The sequence below is a fragment of the Halomonas sp. R57-5 genome (assembly GCF_900070345.1).
Classification (GTDB): Bacteria; Pseudomonadota; Gammaproteobacteria; order Pseudomonadales; family Halomonadaceae; genus Vreelandella; species Vreelandella ventosae_B.
Genome location: NZ_LN813019.1, coordinates 2,015,065 through 2,029,687, shown reverse-complemented (window position 1 = coordinate 2,029,687; position 14,623 = coordinate 2,015,065). Strand labels below are relative to the sequence as shown.

Annotated in this window: 15 protein-coding genes and 4 tRNA genes; 12 read left to right on the top strand and 7 right to left on the bottom strand. The window is 55.5% G+C overall.

The window, feature by feature from the left end; translation table 11 throughout:
* Positions 1-142: 142 nt before the first annotated feature.
* Positions 143-493 carry a Grx4 family monothiol glutaredoxin gene (gene grxD / locus HALO_RS09270; protein ID WP_035583887.1) on the bottom strand — a complete coding sequence of 117 codons (351 nt, stop codon included), beginning with the start codon at positions 491-493 and terminating at the stop codon, positions 143-145.
* 213 nt (positions 494-706) lie between these two features.
* On the opposite strand from grxD, the gene argF reads away from it, so the two are divergent.
* Positions 707-1,627 (top strand): ornithine carbamoyltransferase, encoded by a 921-nt coding sequence (gene argF / locus HALO_RS09265; protein ID WP_035583889.1) that lies wholly within the window; start codon positions 707-709, stop codon positions 1,625-1,627.
* 74 nt (positions 1,628-1,701) lie between these two features.
* Here the strand turns inward: argF and HALO_RS09260 are convergent.
* Positions 1,702-1,777, bottom strand: a tRNA-Ala gene (locus tag HALO_RS09260).
* 189 nt (positions 1,778-1,966) lie between these two features.
* Here HALO_RS09260 and uvrY point away from each other — a divergent pair.
* From uvrY to nadB, 7 genes are all read left to right on the top strand, one after another.
* Positions 1,967-2,617 (top strand): UvrY/SirA/GacA family response regulator transcription factor, encoded by a 651-nt coding sequence (gene uvrY / locus HALO_RS09255; protein WP_050713357.1) that lies wholly within the window; start codon positions 1,967-1,969, stop codon positions 2,615-2,617.
* 42 nt (positions 2,618-2,659) lie between these two features.
* Complete coding sequence (uvrC, locus tag HALO_RS09250; protein WP_035583893.1) at positions 2,660-4,474, top strand: excinuclease ABC subunit UvrC; 1,815 nt, start codon at positions 2,660-2,662, stop codon at positions 4,472-4,474.
* A 96-nt stretch (positions 4,475-4,570) separates the two neighbouring features.
* Entirely contained in the window at positions 4,571-5,119 is a 549-nt protein-coding gene (gene pgsA / locus HALO_RS09245) for a CDP-diacylglycerol--glycerol-3-phosphate 3-phosphatidyltransferase (protein ID WP_035583895.1), read from the top strand.
* Positions 5,120-5,203: 84 nt separating this feature from the next.
* Positions 5,204-5,278, top strand: a tRNA-Gly gene (locus HALO_RS09240).
* Positions 5,279-5,365: 87 nt separating this feature from the next.
* A tRNA-Cys gene (locus tag HALO_RS09235) sits at positions 5,366-5,439 on the top strand.
* Between the two features lie 68 nt (positions 5,440-5,507).
* Positions 5,508-5,594 (top strand) — tRNA-Leu (locus tag HALO_RS09230).
* Between the two features lie 535 nt (positions 5,595-6,129).
* Positions 6,130-7,731, top strand: coding sequence for an L-aspartate oxidase (nadB, locus tag HALO_RS09225; RefSeq protein WP_050713356.1), 1,602 nt, complete (start codon positions 6,130-6,132; stop codon positions 7,729-7,731).
* Here nadB and HALO_RS23505 read toward each other — a convergent pair.
* On the bottom strand, positions 7,708-8,136 hold the full coding sequence (locus tag HALO_RS23505; protein ID WP_231896832.1) for a hypothetical protein: 429 nt from the start codon (positions 8,134-8,136) through the stop codon (positions 7,708-7,710). The genes nadB and HALO_RS23505 overlap by 24 nt on opposite strands.
* Positions 8,096-8,389 (bottom strand): FAD assembly factor SdhE, encoded by a 294-nt coding sequence (locus tag HALO_RS09215; RefSeq protein WP_035583899.1) that lies wholly within the window; start codon positions 8,387-8,389, stop codon positions 8,096-8,098. The genes HALO_RS23505 and HALO_RS09215 overlap by 41 nt, the downstream gene beginning before the upstream one ends.
* Before the next feature lie 206 nt (positions 8,390-8,595).
* Between HALO_RS09215 and HALO_RS09210 the strand changes: the two genes are divergently transcribed.
* From HALO_RS09210 to lapB, 3 genes are all read left to right on the top strand, one after another.
* Positions 8,596-8,892, top strand: a complete 297-nt coding sequence (locus HALO_RS09210) for an integration host factor subunit beta (protein WP_007113226.1) — start codon at positions 8,596-8,598, stop codon at positions 8,890-8,892.
* Between the two features lie 99 nt (positions 8,893-8,991).
* Positions 8,992-9,297, top strand: coding sequence for a LapA family protein (locus HALO_RS09205; protein WP_035583902.1), 306 nt, complete (start codon positions 8,992-8,994; stop codon positions 9,295-9,297).
* Positions 9,298-10,503 carry a lipopolysaccharide assembly protein LapB gene (gene lapB, locus HALO_RS09200; protein ID WP_035583905.1) on the top strand — a complete coding sequence of 402 codons (1,206 nt, stop codon included), beginning with the start codon at positions 9,298-9,300 and terminating at the stop codon, positions 10,501-10,503.
* 17 nt (positions 10,504-10,520) lie between these two features.
* Here lapB and pyrF read toward each other — a convergent pair whose 3' ends face one another.
* Positions 10,521-11,222, bottom strand: a complete 702-nt coding sequence (pyrF, locus tag HALO_RS09195) for an orotidine-5'-phosphate decarboxylase (RefSeq protein WP_035583907.1) — start codon at positions 11,220-11,222, stop codon at positions 10,521-10,523.
* Between the two features lie 281 nt (positions 11,223-11,503).
* On the opposite strand from pyrF, the gene HALO_RS09190 reads away from it, so the two are divergent.
* Complete coding sequence (locus HALO_RS09190; RefSeq protein WP_035583909.1) at positions 11,504-11,785, top strand: ComEA family DNA-binding protein; 282 nt, start codon at positions 11,504-11,506, stop codon at positions 11,783-11,785.
* 79 nt (positions 11,786-11,864) lie between these two features.
* On the opposite strand, the gene prpD is transcribed toward HALO_RS09190, so the two are convergent.
* Positions 11,865-13,373 carry a 2-methylcitrate dehydratase gene (gene prpD, locus HALO_RS09185; protein WP_050713355.1) on the bottom strand — a complete coding sequence of 503 codons (1,509 nt, stop codon included), beginning with the start codon at positions 13,371-13,373 and terminating at the stop codon, positions 11,865-11,867.
* 70 nt (positions 13,374-13,443) lie between these two features.
* Complete coding sequence (prpF, locus tag HALO_RS09180) at positions 13,444-14,622, bottom strand: 2-methylaconitate cis-trans isomerase PrpF (protein ID WP_035583914.1); 1,179 nt, start codon at positions 14,620-14,622, stop codon at positions 13,444-13,446.
* Position 14,623: the final 1 nt, after the last annotated feature.

Genomic DNA, 14,623 nt, shown 5'->3' with positions numbered 1-14,623 from the left:
GCGGGCTGCCTTACCTCACGCTGTAGCCAGCGCGAGGCAAGTGCCAAGATGCATAACAAAGACGATGCGATAACAAACGCCATTCTAGCGGCTGCACCGCAGCCCGCCAACCGCCAGCAGCAGACGGAGTAATCGACAACGCCTAGGCGTTATCACCGCCTTCCGCCGCACCGGCACGCTCAGCGGCCGCTTTTACCAGCTTTTCAAGCTCGCCATTTTGATGCATTTCAACCACGATATCGCAGCCCCCCACGAGTTCACCTTCTACCCACAGCTGGGGGAAGGTCGGCCAGTTGGCAATTTTGGGCAGCTCGGTGCGAATATCCGGGTTATCCAGAACGTTAACGAATGCAAAACGCTCTCCGCAGCTCATCAGCGCTTGAACGGTTTGGGCAGAAAACCCGCACTGAGGCAGTTGGGGCGACCCTTTCATGTAAATCAGGATCGGATTTTCGCTAATTTGACGCTGAATGTTTTCGGCAGTCGTGCTCATACTATCTCCTCGCTTATCAATGACCGATACCCTCTCACCCATCTACTTGGCTTGGCCCTTGAACCGGGTTCTTGAACCCGAATAGTACTTAAGACTAGTACCTGAGTAGAGCGCTCGGCTTTAACGTGTAAAGGGCATTCTACGCATGCCGTCCGCGTTGCGCATCCCCTGCAGCATCGCTAGGATAGTGTTTTTACGCGGAGAGAAGCTCTTATGGCGACACGCCATTTCCTGACCTTGCTAGATTTGACCCCGGATGAGCTGGACTATTTGATCCAGCGCGCCATTACGATCAAAACCAATCTCAAAGCCCAAGGTCCTGTTTATACACCATTACCCAACCGCACCCTGGCGATGATCTTTGAAAAATCGTCAACGCGTACGCGGGTTTCATTTGAAACGGGAATGGCGCAGTTTGGCGGCCACGCACTATTTCTCTCCCCCCGGGATACCCAGCTAGGCCGGGGCGAGCCGATTGAAGACACCGCTCGCGTACTGTCTGAAATGGTCGATGCGGTCATGATTCGCACCTTCTCCCACGCAGGGCTAGAAACCTACGCCAGCGCCAGCAGCGTACCGGTCATTAACGCCTTGAGCGATGATTACCACCCCTGCCAGCTACTTGCCGACGTGATGACCTGGACCGAGCTACGCGGCAGTGTAAAAGGACGTACAGCGGTATGGATCGGTGATGGCAACAATATGTGCCACTCCTGGATCAATGCCGCTCGCCAGTTTGGTTTTCATCTGCGCATTTGCTGCCCCAAAGGCTACGAGCCCCGTGCAGACATTATGGCGGCCGCTGGCGATCAAGTGACGCTGCTGCACGACCCACAGGAAGCGGTAAAACAGGTTGACTTAATCACCACCGACGTCTGGGCTTCTATGGGCCAAGAAGAGGAACAGGCGAAACGTGAGGCCGACTTTGCAGGTTTCCAAGTCACCGAAGCGATGCTTGATCAAGCCAACCAGGACGTACTCTTTCTGCACTGCCTGCCCGCGCATCGCGGCGAAGAGATTAGCCACACCCTGCTCGAAGACCCGCGTGCGGTAGTTTGGCAGGAAGCCGGGAATCGTCTGCACGCGCAAAAAGCGCTAATTGAATTTTTACTGCTAGGAAAAATCGCTGCGTAATCAGCTTTTAAAGTCGAAAAAAAGCCTCGTTGTTAAACGAGGCTTTTTTCTGGAATCTTTGTAACGCAAAATAATGGTGGAGCCTAGCGGGATCGAACCGCTGACCTCAACACTGCCAGTGTTGCGCTCTCCCAGCTGAGCTAAGGCCCCACATGCTATCTGTCAACAGCGAGGCGAATACTACGTTGAACATTTATCTTGGTCAAGTATCCACATCATCAGCGGCCAACTAATTCTCCTTTGTCGTTAGCTGTGGCACTCTATATGCAGCTGACACGATAAAGCAGCGCCCGAGGCCAACGCCTGAGCCCATGATGTTTCCAAGCAGGAGCCTGTCCATTGATCACTGTACTTATCGCCGATGATCATCACCTAGTCAGAACTAGCATTGCTCACCTGCTAAACGAAGAGCGCGACATTAAAATTGTGGGCGAGGTCGACGACGGTGAAAGTGCGGTAACCCAATGCCGCCATTTAAAACCCGACATCGTGTTGATGGACATTCGCATGCCAGGCATCGGCGGGCTTGAAGCCACTCGGCGTATTAACCGCAGCATGAAAGACGTTAAGGTGCTGATCTTAACCGCACACATGGAAGACAGCGTACTGCGCCGCATGCTCGAAGCCGGCGCCTCGGGCTTTTTGAGCAAGGGGGCAGATGCCCTAGAAATGACCGACGCCATCCGCCAGGTGTTCCATGGCCGACGCCATGTCAGTCAAGAAATCGCCCAGCGGCTGGCTATGTCACACTTTACCGATGAGGATAATCCGTTTAGCCACCTCTCCCACCGTGAGCTACAGATTGCGCTCATGATTGTTAACTGCCAGCGTGTGCAAGATATCTCCGATCGCCTCCATCTAAGCCCTAAAACGGTCAATACCTATCGCTACCGACTCTTTGATAAACTACAGGTGGCTACCGACGTCGAGCTTACTCMCCTAGCGCTTCGTCACGGGCTGGTCGAGGGGTTTGACGGCACCCAAATATAACCCCCTTTTTCTCCTGCTGTTATTGGGTACCTACACGCTGATATGACCTTTGATTCAAAACAGTTCTTGAGCTCGGTAAGCTCCTCGCCTGGGATTTATCGGATGCTTGATGAGCAAAGCAACACCCTCTATGTAGGCAAAGCCAAGCGCTTAAAAACGCGCCTTGCCAGCTATTTCCGCGGCCAGTTGAATACTAAAACCCAGGCCATGGTAGGGCGTATCGCCGACGTCCAGGTAACCGTCACGCGCACGGAAACTGAAGCCCTCCTGCTCGAACAAACGCTGATCAAACAACTGCGTCCGCCCTACAATATTTTATTGCGCGACGATAAGTCCTACCCGTTTGTGTTTGTCACTGACCGCCACCCCTACCCGGCTCTTGAGTATAAACGCGCCCGGCAACGCAGCGACGACGGCCGCTATTTAGGCCCCTACCCCAGCAGCGGCGCCGTGCGCGAAAGCTTAGCGCTGATGCAAAAGATATTTCATATTCGCAACTGCGAAGACAGCGTGTTTGCCCACCGCTCGCGCCCCTGCTTGCAGTATCAGATTCAGCGCTGCAGCGCCCCCTGCGTCGACTATATCTCCGCCGAGGACTACCGACGCGATCTCGAACACGCGGTGATGTGCCTTGAAGGCAAAAGTGAGCGTGTGACTCAGGAGCTGATGGAGGCGATGGAAGCCGCCAGCCAGGCGCTTAACTTTGAGGAAGCCGCTCGCTTGCGTGATCAGGTTCAGCAGTTGCGCCAGCTTCAGCAGCGCCAGTTTGTTGATACCGGTGGCGGTGATGCCGACATTTTTGCCCTCGCCCAGCGCCCCGGTGCACTGGGTGTTTCCGTGTTAAGCGTCCGTGACGGCCGCCTATTGGGGGCACGCCATCACACGCCAAAAAACGATCTGGACCTACCGCTAGAGACGCTACTCACCGAGGTGGTTAGCCAGTACTATTTTGGTCAACCGCACAGCGTGCCCAGCGAGGTGATTACTAGCCATCCGTTAGACGACAGCGAACTGATCGCCGAAGCGCTGACCCAACAGGCGGGCAAACGCATTCGCGTCACCAGCCAAGTGCGCGGCCACCGCGCCCAGTGGCAACAGCTCGCCATTACTAATGCTGAGCAGCAGCTGGCCTCGCAACTGGCCAATCAAACCCAGCTTACCCAGCGCTTTACCGCCCTGCAGAAAGCGTTGGGCTTAGAGAACACGCCACAGCGTCTTGAGTGTTTCGACATTAGCCATAGCCACGGCGAGGCGACCGTTGCCTCCTGCGTGGTTTTTGATCATCAAGGTCCCCGTAAAAGCGACTACCGCCACTTCCGCATTGAGGGGGTCGCCGCCGGCGACGACTACGCGGCTATGCAGCAGGCCCTGACACGGCGCCTTAAGCGGGTAAAAAGTGGTGAAGCGATTGCCCCCGATATTTTGATCGTCGACGGGGGCAAGGGGCAGCTTAATATGGCCCGCGAGGTGTTTAAACAACTCGACATCAGCAACATCATGCTATTGGGCGTCGCCAAGGGCACTACGCGCAAAGCGGGGCTCGAAAGCCTGTTTGTGGAAACCGCTGACAACCCGCTCGATCTGGACCCGGCCTCCCCCGCTTTGCATCTGATCCAGCATATTCGCGATGAATCACACCGTTTCGCCATTGCGGGCCACCGTGCTCAGCGCGATAAAGCGCGACGCACCTCCACCCTGCAGGATATTCCCGGCATTGGCCCTAAACGTCGGCGGGAGTTATTACGTTTCTTTGGCGGCCTGCAGGGAGTGCAAAAGGCCAGCCGCGATGAACTCGCCCGCGTACCCGGCATTAATGCGTCGTTAGCAGAGAGTATTTATCGGGCGCTCAACGGATAAACGCCCGTTTGGCATGGATGCTATCGACCAAGGGGGATAGAATGAGCCCCAGACACTTCGAATCCTCTGATTTTCCGGCAAGGATCGCACCCTGCGATGAACATACCCAACATACTGACACTGGCGAGAATCGCCTTTATTCCACTGCTGGTGGTGCTGTTTTATCTACCCTTCAGTTGGAGCATGCCCGTGGCGGCGGGCCTATTTGGACTGGCCTCCATCACCGACTGGCTGGACGGCTATTTAGCGCGACGCTGGAACCAGTCAACGCCCTTCGGCGCTTTTTTAGACCCGGTCGCCGACAAGCTCATGGTCGTCGTGGCCCTGGCGTTATTGATCGAGCGTTACGACACCCTGGTGCTAACGCTTCCGGCGCTGGTGATTATTGGCCGTGAAATTGTTATTTCAGCGCTGCGCGAGTGGATGGCCGAAATGGGCAAACGCGGCATGGTGGCGGTTTCTTGGGTGGGCAAATTGAAAACGACCCTGCAAATGGTGTCGCTGCTAATCTTGCTGGCGCTGCCGCCGTCGCACGAATTTGCACTGCTGGGTGTTGTAGTGCTGTATACCGCCGCTATCCTGACGCTGTGGTCAATGATTCAGTACCTGAAAGCCGCCTGGCCGCATCTTAGCCGTTCCATGTAAGCTGCTGATTAGTAAATAGGGAACGCGAATTAATTCATTGATTGACAACCCGGTGGCGATCCGTATAATTCGCCCTCGAGTCGAGCGGGAATAGCTCAGTGGTAGAGCATCGCCTTGCCAAGGCGAGGGTCGGGAGTTCGAATCTCCTTTCCCGCTCCAACTTGGATAGTGTGGTAAAGCAGGCTAGGGTCGTGAGCTGGTGCGCCAGTCCGATCGTATCTCCTTTCCCGCCCTAACGACTCTTGAGGCTGGATGGCAGAGTGGTTATGCAGCGGACTGCAACTCCGTGTACGCCGGTTCGATTCCGACTCCAGCCTCCATTTTTGTACCGCAATGATGTTTTAAGTAGCATGAAACAGCATTGTGATGTGATTGTTTGTAATGTATAGCCCGGATGGCGAAATCGGTAGACGCAAGAGACTTAAAATCTCTCGGGGGAAACCCCGTGCCGGTTCAAGTCCGGCTCCGGGCACCATTATCTAGTTAGCTGCTTACCCCCTGCCTTCCGCATTACCTCTTCTAGTGATTCAACTTCTTATTCTGGTTATCTATTTACATTGCCTCTGTTGCGACCGTCAGTGCGTCAGAACATGGCTCATTTGAGCGCCCAGAATCACGTATTTCTTACCCTAAAACATCGCTAAACGCGAATCGCCACGCTATGATGCCTGCCTCCTAACTATTTGCGCTCGGCGAAGCTAGGGCCTGTTGACGTTTCACTCGCGGCCGCGCTGGAGCCCGTTTTTATTCGCGGCAAGGCAGGAGGAGAGACGTTTGGTGGTTCCAAATGAACGACGACTAACGCCGCCGCGGGTAAAAACGGGCCCAGCCCTACGGGTTACACCACAAAGCGCGCCATACGGCGTTGCAAAACTTGAAAAGGGAACCACCCTTCCCTGCGTTTTGCGCCTTGTCTGGCGCGCTTTGTGGTGCAACGCGGTTCGCGCTGAAACGTCAACAGGCCCTAAGGGTTGCAATATTTTGGTCAGTATCAAGAAGGAGCGGGCACTATGAGCACGCCAACATCCGATGTACTTATCATTGGCGGCGGCGTCGCTGGACTGACCCTTGCCCTGGAAATTGCTGATCATATGTCAGTAACACTGGTGCGCCCCGCTCAAGACGACCAAGGGGCCAGCCGTTGGGCCCAAGGCGGTATTGCCGCCGTGCTCTCGCCGGATGACGATCTCGAAGCGCATATCAACGACACTCTGATCGCGGGTGATGGGCTATGCGATATCGAGGCCGTTCGCTTTACCGTTACCCACGGACCCGCGGCTATTCAGTGGCTGATTGATAAGGGCGTTCCCTTTACACCCGAGCCCGACCCCGCCGCGCGCTACCCTTATCACCTCACCCGTGAAGGTGGTCACAATGCCCGGCGCATCATCCACGCTGACGACGCCACAGGCCGCGCCGTGGTGGACACCTTATTAGCCAACGTTGCACGGCATGCCAACATAACCCAACGCAACGATCTAMCCGTAGTCGGCCTGCTAAAAGATGATCAAGGCGCCTGCTGCGGAGCCTATGGCAACGATACTAACCACCGGTGGCATTCGCTCACCGCACGCCATACCGTGTTGGCAACCGGCGGGGCAAGCGGTCTTTACCGCCACACCACGACGCCCGCTCCAAGCAGCGGTGAAGGCATGATGATGGCCGCAGAGCTGGGCGCTAGGCTAATGAACCTAGAGTTTCAGCAGTTTCACCCCACCTGCCTGTTTGACCCCGAAGGCCCGGCGTTTTTGATTAGTGAGGCAGTTCGTGGTGAAGGCGGGCATTTGCTTAACGAGGCGGGGCAGCGTTTTATGCTGGCACTGGATAACCGCGCAGAATTAGCTCCTCGCGATGTGGTAGCCCGCGCCATTGATGCTGAAATACAGCGCAGCTCCCTGGGGCACGTGTGGCTGGACATTCGCCATTTAGGTGAACAAGCGATTCGTCACCACTTCCCCACTATTCTGGGGCACTGTGCCTCCCGAGGCATCGACATCACCCAGCAGGCCATTCCCGTGGTGCCTGCCGCCCACTATAGCTGCGGCGGTGTCGCCACCAACCTACAAGGCGCCACCGACGTAGCCCACCTCTATGCTATCGGAGAAACGGCCTGCACGGGCCTGCACGGCGCTAACCGAATGGCCAGCAACTCACTGTTAGAGTGTTTAGTGTTTGCACGCAGCTGTGCCCAGGCGCTGTTAGCAGACGGACAGGAACAAGGCGACCAAACTATCCACATTAGCGAGTTCCAGCCCCCGGCGCGGGCTGCAGCCGTTTTTCCCAAGGCAAAGCTCAGCGCCATACGCCAACAGATGCGAACCACCATGAGCCAGCATGTCTCCATTGTGCGCAGCGCAACCGGGCTAAATACTGCCCTGGCGAACTTGAAGGCGCTGCTAAACAGCCTGGAAGAACTAGAAGGGGCCTTAACTGCCCCGGAAGGCAAACGCTTACAGCAAACGCTACAGCTAGCCATATTGACGGTACTCGCCGCTCAGCAGCGCCATGAGTCCCGCGGACTGCATTACGCCACCGACTGGCCCCACCATCAGCCCGAAGCCATTGCCTCTGCGCTTTCGATAACCGATTTAACGACCGGGACGGTGAAATAACTTACGTGTTTCTCGCAGGCTTTTTTGCGGCGCACTATCAGGCCAGAGCCAAACCCGCTGTTTACCCACGTAAAGTCCGATCAACCAGGGCCCTAAATAGTCGCAGTGCACTTGATGCGCTTCACCCTGCACCTCATGTTGGGTCAGGCCCGCCTCCGCTGACTGCGAATCGCGCAGCCAGCGGCCCTGGAAATGTGACCCCATCGACGTCAGCGAGAGCACTCCTTTGGGTTGGCGAAGATAGCCCCGCCACCCAAAGGCAGCGCCTAACACTACCATCGCCCCTGCCGCGAGCTTACCCCCTACCCAATAGCTCAGCACCACTACCCCAATCAACAACCCACATTGGGCCAGTAGCCAATACTTAGAGGGTACGATAGGCAGAATTATCGGTGGTTTCAGCATGTTCAACGATCATTTGTACGATACGCCGCTGGCTAGGCTCCTCGGGCCACTCGCGGTGCATCAGCCAAACAAAAAGATCCTGATCTTCACCTTCAATCAGCTGCTGATAGGCCTGTTGATCCGCTTCGCTGATATGGTCAAAACGCTGTTCAAGAAAAGGGATAAGCAGCAGATCAAGCTCCCACATGCCGCGCCGGGAGTGCCAGTAAAGCCGTTTGCGCAAAATGGCTGCTGGGGAATTGTCGTCGTTCAACGTCAGCCGCTCCGATCTAAGAAATGAAGGGCCAGTATACCTAAGCCACAGGGTCGCGCCAGCGCCCTACTTCGCCTATGCTGTAAAAGTACCTAGAACCTTGTTTTATCTGAATTGTTTTATAGTGAATTGCGCAGTATGCTGAATTTGATGTTAGCGAGGTCGATAGCGCGTCACGGCCTTCAATGTTTGCAGGGAGCCAACCGATGACTAAATCTGAATTAATCGAACAAATTGCGATGCGTCAGCCGGAGTTGTCCGCCAAAGATGTTGAAACGGCGGTGCGTATTATCCTGGACGACATGACGGATTCTCTTTCTAGCGGTGGTCGCGTTGAGATCCGTGGTTTCGGCAGTTTTTCACTGCACTACCGGGAACCGCGGGTAGGGCGCAATCCAAAAACAGGCGACGCGGTTGATCTGGAAGGCAAGTATGTGCCGCACTTTAAGCCAGGCAAGGAGCTACGCGAGCAGGTAGATGCTAGTCGAGCACTCGGTTACTAATCGCGGCTATTAGGGTTATCCGACCTTCTGTGGGATGACGTCGCCGCTCGAGTCGTACACAATAGCGCTACCGTGAACGTCACAGACTAGGAAACTCACATGCGTTGGATCAAAGGGCTGATTCTAGCCGTCATTTTGCTCATTGTAGTGCTGGTAGGCATTCTGTTTGCCGTTAATAATCAGCAAACCATAGCCTTGAACCTTATTTGGTTGGAGCTGCCAGCGGTATCGCTATCGGTTTGGCTGCTAGCGACACTGGTGTTTGGCGTTGTGCTGGGCATGCTCGCCATGCTGGGTGTCTACGTGCGATTAAAGGCGACCCTGGCCCGCAGTCAGCGACACAATAAGCAGCAACGTAAAGAGCTGGATAGCCTACGCACCCAGGAGTTCAAGGAACTGGCATAAATGCTGGATGTCGCGCTGCTAAGCGTACTGTTGGTCGCCATTGCCATCGGTTACGGGTTAGGTTATCGCCAAGCCGGACGCCGCCGACATCGCTCCCAGCCGTCTGCGCCCTCCTCGCAGGCGCTCTCCCGGGATTACTTCGTCGGGCTAAACTACCTGCTTAACGAGCAGCCCGACGAAGCAATTAATACCTTTATCAACGTGCTTTCGGTCAACAGCGACACGGTTCATACCCATATCGCGCTTGGTAAACTGTTTCGCGCCCGCGGCGAGGCCGATAAAGCGGTCAGCATTCACCAAAACCTATTGGCGCGGCCCGCCCTTTCGCAGCATACCAACGAACAGATCCAGCTTGAACTTGCCCGGGACTTTATGACCCTTGGTGTTCACGACCGTGCGCAGCGGCTACTCAATACGCTGCTGGAAAACAGCGGTGATGATGATCACCGCTATGCTGCCAAACAGCTGCTCGTCGACTTATTGGAGCGCGAGAAAGCCTGGCAGCAAGCCTTCGATGTGATCCAGCCGCTGCTCAAACAGTATCCCAAGATGCGCCGTCCCGCGGCTCACTGGCTATGCGAACTGGCGCTGGAAGAAATTAGTGAAGCCAGCCGAGCACTGGCTAAAAAGCACCTCAAGAAAGCCCTGCAACTGGATGAAAACTGCGTTCGCGCCACGCTGCTGCTGGCAGAATTAGAGATGGACAACGGACATTATGCCCGCGCAGTTGAGCGATTAGACAACATCCCGAGGCAGGACATAGCTCATATTCCCACCATCCTGCCTGCCCTCAAGCACGCCTATTTGCGCAATAATGATGAAGCGGGTTTTGAGGCTCACCTCTACCGTCTACTGGAGCAAGCACCTTACACCAGTACCATTATTGCGCTAGGGCAGCTCGTTCATCAGCGTGACGGTGTCGACAAAGCGATTGAGTTGATAGGCGAACGCCTGCGCGCAGTGCCAAGCTTAGGCGGGCTGGATTATCTGATCGACCTATATATTGAAAGCCAGCGGCTTAGCGGAAAACCCTCACCTGATACCCGCCTGTTGCTACTAAAACATCATACTGATGCGCTGCTGCTTAACCGTACGCGCCACCGCTGCCAACGCTGCGGCTTTGCCAGCGACGCGCTACAGTGGCAGTGCCCCAGCTGCCGCTACTGGGGCACGATTAAGCCGGTCATAGGCGTAGAGGGAGAATAGTTAGCCGTGCTATTCGTTTAGCGGTGCGCCAACTCAGCCTCAATCGCCTCCAGCGCGGCCATAGGGTCCTCGGCCTGAGTAACAGGTCGCCCTATCACCAGATGACTACTCCCCGCCTCAATGGCTTCGCTGGGGCTCATCGTCCGCTGCTGGTCATTAGCGGCTGCAAAGCTTGGCCGAATACCGGGGGTCACCTTCAAGAAAGACTCGCCGCATAGGGTTTTAATCCGCGCTGACTCCTGGGCTGAGCAGACCACTCCTTGCAAACCACTCTGCTTCGCCAGCAGCGCCAAGCGCTCCACGTGCTCGGCCAGCGGGGCCTTTATGCCTAACTCCGCCAAATCGTCGGCCTGCATACTGGTCAATACAGTGACGGCGATTAAGTGGGTCGTTAAAGCGTGCTGATCCAGGCGCTGCACAGCCGCCTCCATCATCCGCCGCCCCCCGCTAGCGTGCACGTTGACCATCCACACACCCTGCTCCGCCGCCGCCTGCACGGCGCTGGCTACGGTGTTGGGAATATCGTGAAATTTAAGATCCAGAAATACTTCAAAGCCACGCCCGTGTAACGCCTCAAGCACAGCGGGGCCGCTGCGGGTGAACAGCTCTTTACCCACTTTCACCCGGCAGCGGGCGGGATCTAGTTGATCAGCCATACACAGCGCAGCATCTAGGGAGGGATAGTCAAGGGCAATAATAATCGGGGAATCGGTGGCCACAACCTTGCTCCAAATACGTTTTCGGCCATTGTATCAGCCTCTTCCCTCTCCTCGCGCCCCCCACATGTAAGCTATATGTAAGCCTTTTGCCATATATCGATAGCTAAAAACTTACAAACGCCGTCATAGATCTCTTACAGAAACGCGCTTTCAATAAAGCTAAGTTAATAATGCAGCGGCGCTTATCTTGCTCATCAATAACTTGGGCATGGGTAAAAACCACTACCCAACGTCGTCTATGCAACCCACGTACTCCAACGTTATTAAAAGGATCATTGAGGATGAACATGACACTTAAAGCAATGTTGGCCGCACTACTGCTTAGCGTTAGCTTAGGACTTTCAAGTGGCGTGATGGCTCAAGAAGTGGCCCCGATTAACGTCAATACCGCCGACGCTGAACTACTGGCCGAACTACCGGGCATTGGTCCCAGCCGGGCTGAAGCGCTCATTGAAGAGCGTGAAGCCAATGGCGCCTTTGAAAGCGTTGAGGATCTTGAACGCGTCAGCGGCATTGGCCCTGCCACGGTGGACCGCATGCGCGAACAAGTAACGTTTGAATAGACTTATTGGGGAGCCTATCTTTCGTAAACCACTACAATAGCCCGGTGGCATAAGCATCGGGCTATTGTTGAGACACGCCTTAAATCATCCACAAATCCATAAATTTGTGTACGGGCAAGGCTTCAAGCGCTGTCTGTTGGCGACATAGCTCAGTAATGGCTTGGCAACGACTTKCCGCAAAACGTGTCGCCAAATGGCGCTCAAACTTCTCAACTAATAACGGCATCCCCTCTTCTCGCCGACGCCGATGGCCGACCGGGTACTCTACCGCGATGTGATCAGTTGACGTGCCATCGTTGAAAAACACCTGCACCGCATTAGCGATAGAGCGTTTATCCGGGTCGTGATAAGCCGCTGAATATTCAGTATTCTCCTCCACCACCATCTTGTCACGCAGCTCATCTATCAGCGGATGGGCCGCATGGAAGCTATCTTCATAGTGCTCCGCGGTCAGCGCGCCGAAGATAAGCGGCACCGCAGTCATATATTGCAAGCAGTGGTCGCGGTCCGCTGGATTGGCGAGCGCGCCGGTTTTAGAAATAATCCGAATGGCTGAATCGTGGGTGGTGAGCACGATCTTATCGATCTCATCTAGTCGATCTTTCACCTGAGGGTGCAGCGTCACAGCGGCTTCGCAAGCGGTTTGGGCGTGAAACTCAGCGGGGAAGGAGATTTTAAACAGAATATTCTCCATCACGTAGCTGCCGAATTCGCGCTGAAAGCGTAGGCGGCGGTCAGCTTCCGGCTTCAGGCTCAAATCTTTGTTGGCATGGCTAAACAGCACATCGTAGAACCCCCACTGGGGCGCCGATAATGCACTGGGAATACCCATTTCACCGCGCAGGGCGATATCTGCCAAGCGCACGCCCCGTGAAGTGGCGTCCCCAGCGGCCCAGCTTTTACGCGACCCGGCATTGGGCGCGTGGCGATAGGTGCGCAGGCTTTGGCCATCCACCCATGCGTGGGAGAGTGCCGACAGCAGCTGCTCGCGGTTGGCACCCAAAAGCTTGGCGGCCACCGCCGTGGATGCGACTTTGACCAGCACCACATGGTCAAGGCCGACACGATTGAAGCTATTCTCCAGCGCCAGCACGCCCTGAATCTCATGGGCCATAACCATGGTGTTGAGCACATCACGCATCACCAGTGGCGCTTCACCTTGAGCGACCCGCTGCTGGGAGAGATGGTCAGCGACGGCAAGTATCGCACCAAGATTATCGGAGGGATGGCCCCACTCGGCGGCAAGCCAGGTGTCGTTATAATCCAACCAGCGGATGATACAGCCGATGTCCCACGCCGCCTTCACCGGGTCAAGGCGTAGCGAGGTACCCGGCACCCGTGCCCCAAAGGGCACCACTGTGCCTTCGACTATCGGCCCAAGGTGCTTGGTGCATTCAGGAAAACGCAGCGCCAACAGCCCACAACCCAGCGTGTCCATTAAGCAGTAGCGGGCAGTTTCCAGTGCTTCATCGGACGCCACCTGATAATTGAGTACATAGTCGGCGATCGCCTGTAGCTCGGGGTCGTAATCAGGCCGCTCATTGGCTTCGGATGTGACTGTCGATTTTGCAGACGGTCTGGAAAACATAGCGCTCTCTCCTGCGGTTGAATCACCTACTCAGTATGGCTCAAAGTCAGTATGGCCCAAGGAACGCGCCCTAAAAGCTGTCATCAGGAATTCTTACCCATCCTTCCATCAATACCCGGGCGCTGCGACTCATCACCGCCTGCTCGATATGCCAACGCCCCTCTATCAGATTTGCTTCTGCACCGACGCGCAGGCTACCCGAAGGATGCCCAAAGGTGACGGCATTAAGTTTGCCGCCACCTGCTGCCAAGTTAACTAGCGTACCTTCAATGGCCGCGGCTGCAGCAATAGCCACTGCGGCGGTGCCCATCATGGCATGGTGTAGCTTGCCCATGGAGAGTGCTCGTACCACCAAATCAATGTCAGCAGCCTTTACGCTTTTACCACTTGATGAGAGATAGTCTGCGGGAGGCCCTACAAAAGCGACTTTGGGCGTATGTTGACGGTTAGCGGCTTCGCTGATGTCACTGATCAGCCCCATAAGCACAGCGCCGTGGGCACGAATGGTTTCAAACATCTTAAGTGCTTTGCTGTCGCCGTTGATGGCCTCCTGCAGCTCCGTGCCGGTATAGCCAATATCAGCGGCATTTATAAACACCGTGGGGATACCGGCATTAATCAGCGTTGCTTTCAATATTCCTACGCCTGGAACGTCAAGCTGGTCAATCAGGTTACCGGTAGGGAAAATTGCCCCCTCCCCGTCGGCCGGATCCATAAACGCCACTGGAATTTCAGCCGCGGGAAAGGTCACCCCATCAAGCTCAAAGTCGCCTGTTTCCTGTACTTCCCCGTTACTAATCGGCACTCGCGACACAATGGTTTTGTGGATATTCGCCTGCCAAATGCGCACCTCAACCACCCCATTTTCGGGGATACGGGCCGGGTCAACCAAGCCATTGGCAATCGCAAAGGGGCCTACCGCCGCGGAGAGATTGCCACAGTTGCCGCTCCAATCCACAAAGGGTTTATCGATGGAAACCTGACCAAACAGATAATCCACATCATGCTCGGGAGAGTCGCTTTTCGACAAAATCACCGTTTTGCTGGTACTGGAGGTCGCTGCCCCCATACCATCAATCTGCTTCTCATAAGGGTCGGGACTGCCAATAACCCGCAACAACAGTTGATCCCGCGCAACGCCCGGCTGCTGGGCGGCTTCGGGTAGATCGCTAAGTTTAAAAAACACACCCTTACTGGTGCCGCCACGCATATAGGTGGCGGGGATTTTAATCTGAGGGGCATAAGGCATA

What these genes read in the sequence shown, in the direction of transcription:
- grxD (WP_035583887.1), bottom strand. Translation starts at nt 493, where the DNA reads ATGAGCACGACTGCCGAAAACATTCAGCGTCAAATTAGCGAAAATCCG.
- uvrC (WP_035583893.1), top strand. Translation starts at nt 2,660, where the DNA reads ATGACCTTTGATTCAAAACAGTTCTTGAGCTCGGTAAGCTCCTCGCCT.
- argF (WP_035583889.1), top strand. Translation starts at nt 707, where the DNA reads ATGGCGACACGCCATTTCCTGACCTTGCTAGATTTGACCCCGGATGAG.
- HALO_RS23505 (WP_231896832.1), bottom strand. Translation starts at nt 8,136, where the DNA reads ATGCTGAAACCACCGATAATTCTGCCTATCGTACCCTCTAAGTATTGG.
- HALO_RS09205 (WP_035583902.1), top strand. Translation starts at nt 8,992, where the DNA reads ATGCGTTGGATCAAAGGGCTGATTCTAGCCGTCATTTTGCTCATTGTA.
- prpF (WP_035583914.1), bottom strand. Translation starts at nt 14,622, where the DNA reads ATGCCTTATGCCCCTCAGATTAAAATCCCCGCCACCTATATGCGTGGC.
- pgsA (WP_035583895.1), top strand. Translation starts at nt 4,571, where the DNA reads ATGAACATACCCAACATACTGACACTGGCGAGAATCGCCTTTATTCCA.
- lapB (WP_035583905.1), top strand. Translation starts at nt 9,298, where the DNA reads ATGCTGGATGTCGCGCTGCTAAGCGTACTGTTGGTCGCCATTGCCATC.
- HALO_RS09210 (WP_007113226.1), top strand. Translation starts at nt 8,596, where the DNA reads ATGACTAAATCTGAATTAATCGAACAAATTGCGATGCGTCAGCCGGAG.
- HALO_RS09190 (WP_035583909.1), top strand. Translation starts at nt 11,504, where the DNA reads ATGAACATGACACTTAAAGCAATGTTGGCCGCACTACTGCTTAGCGTT.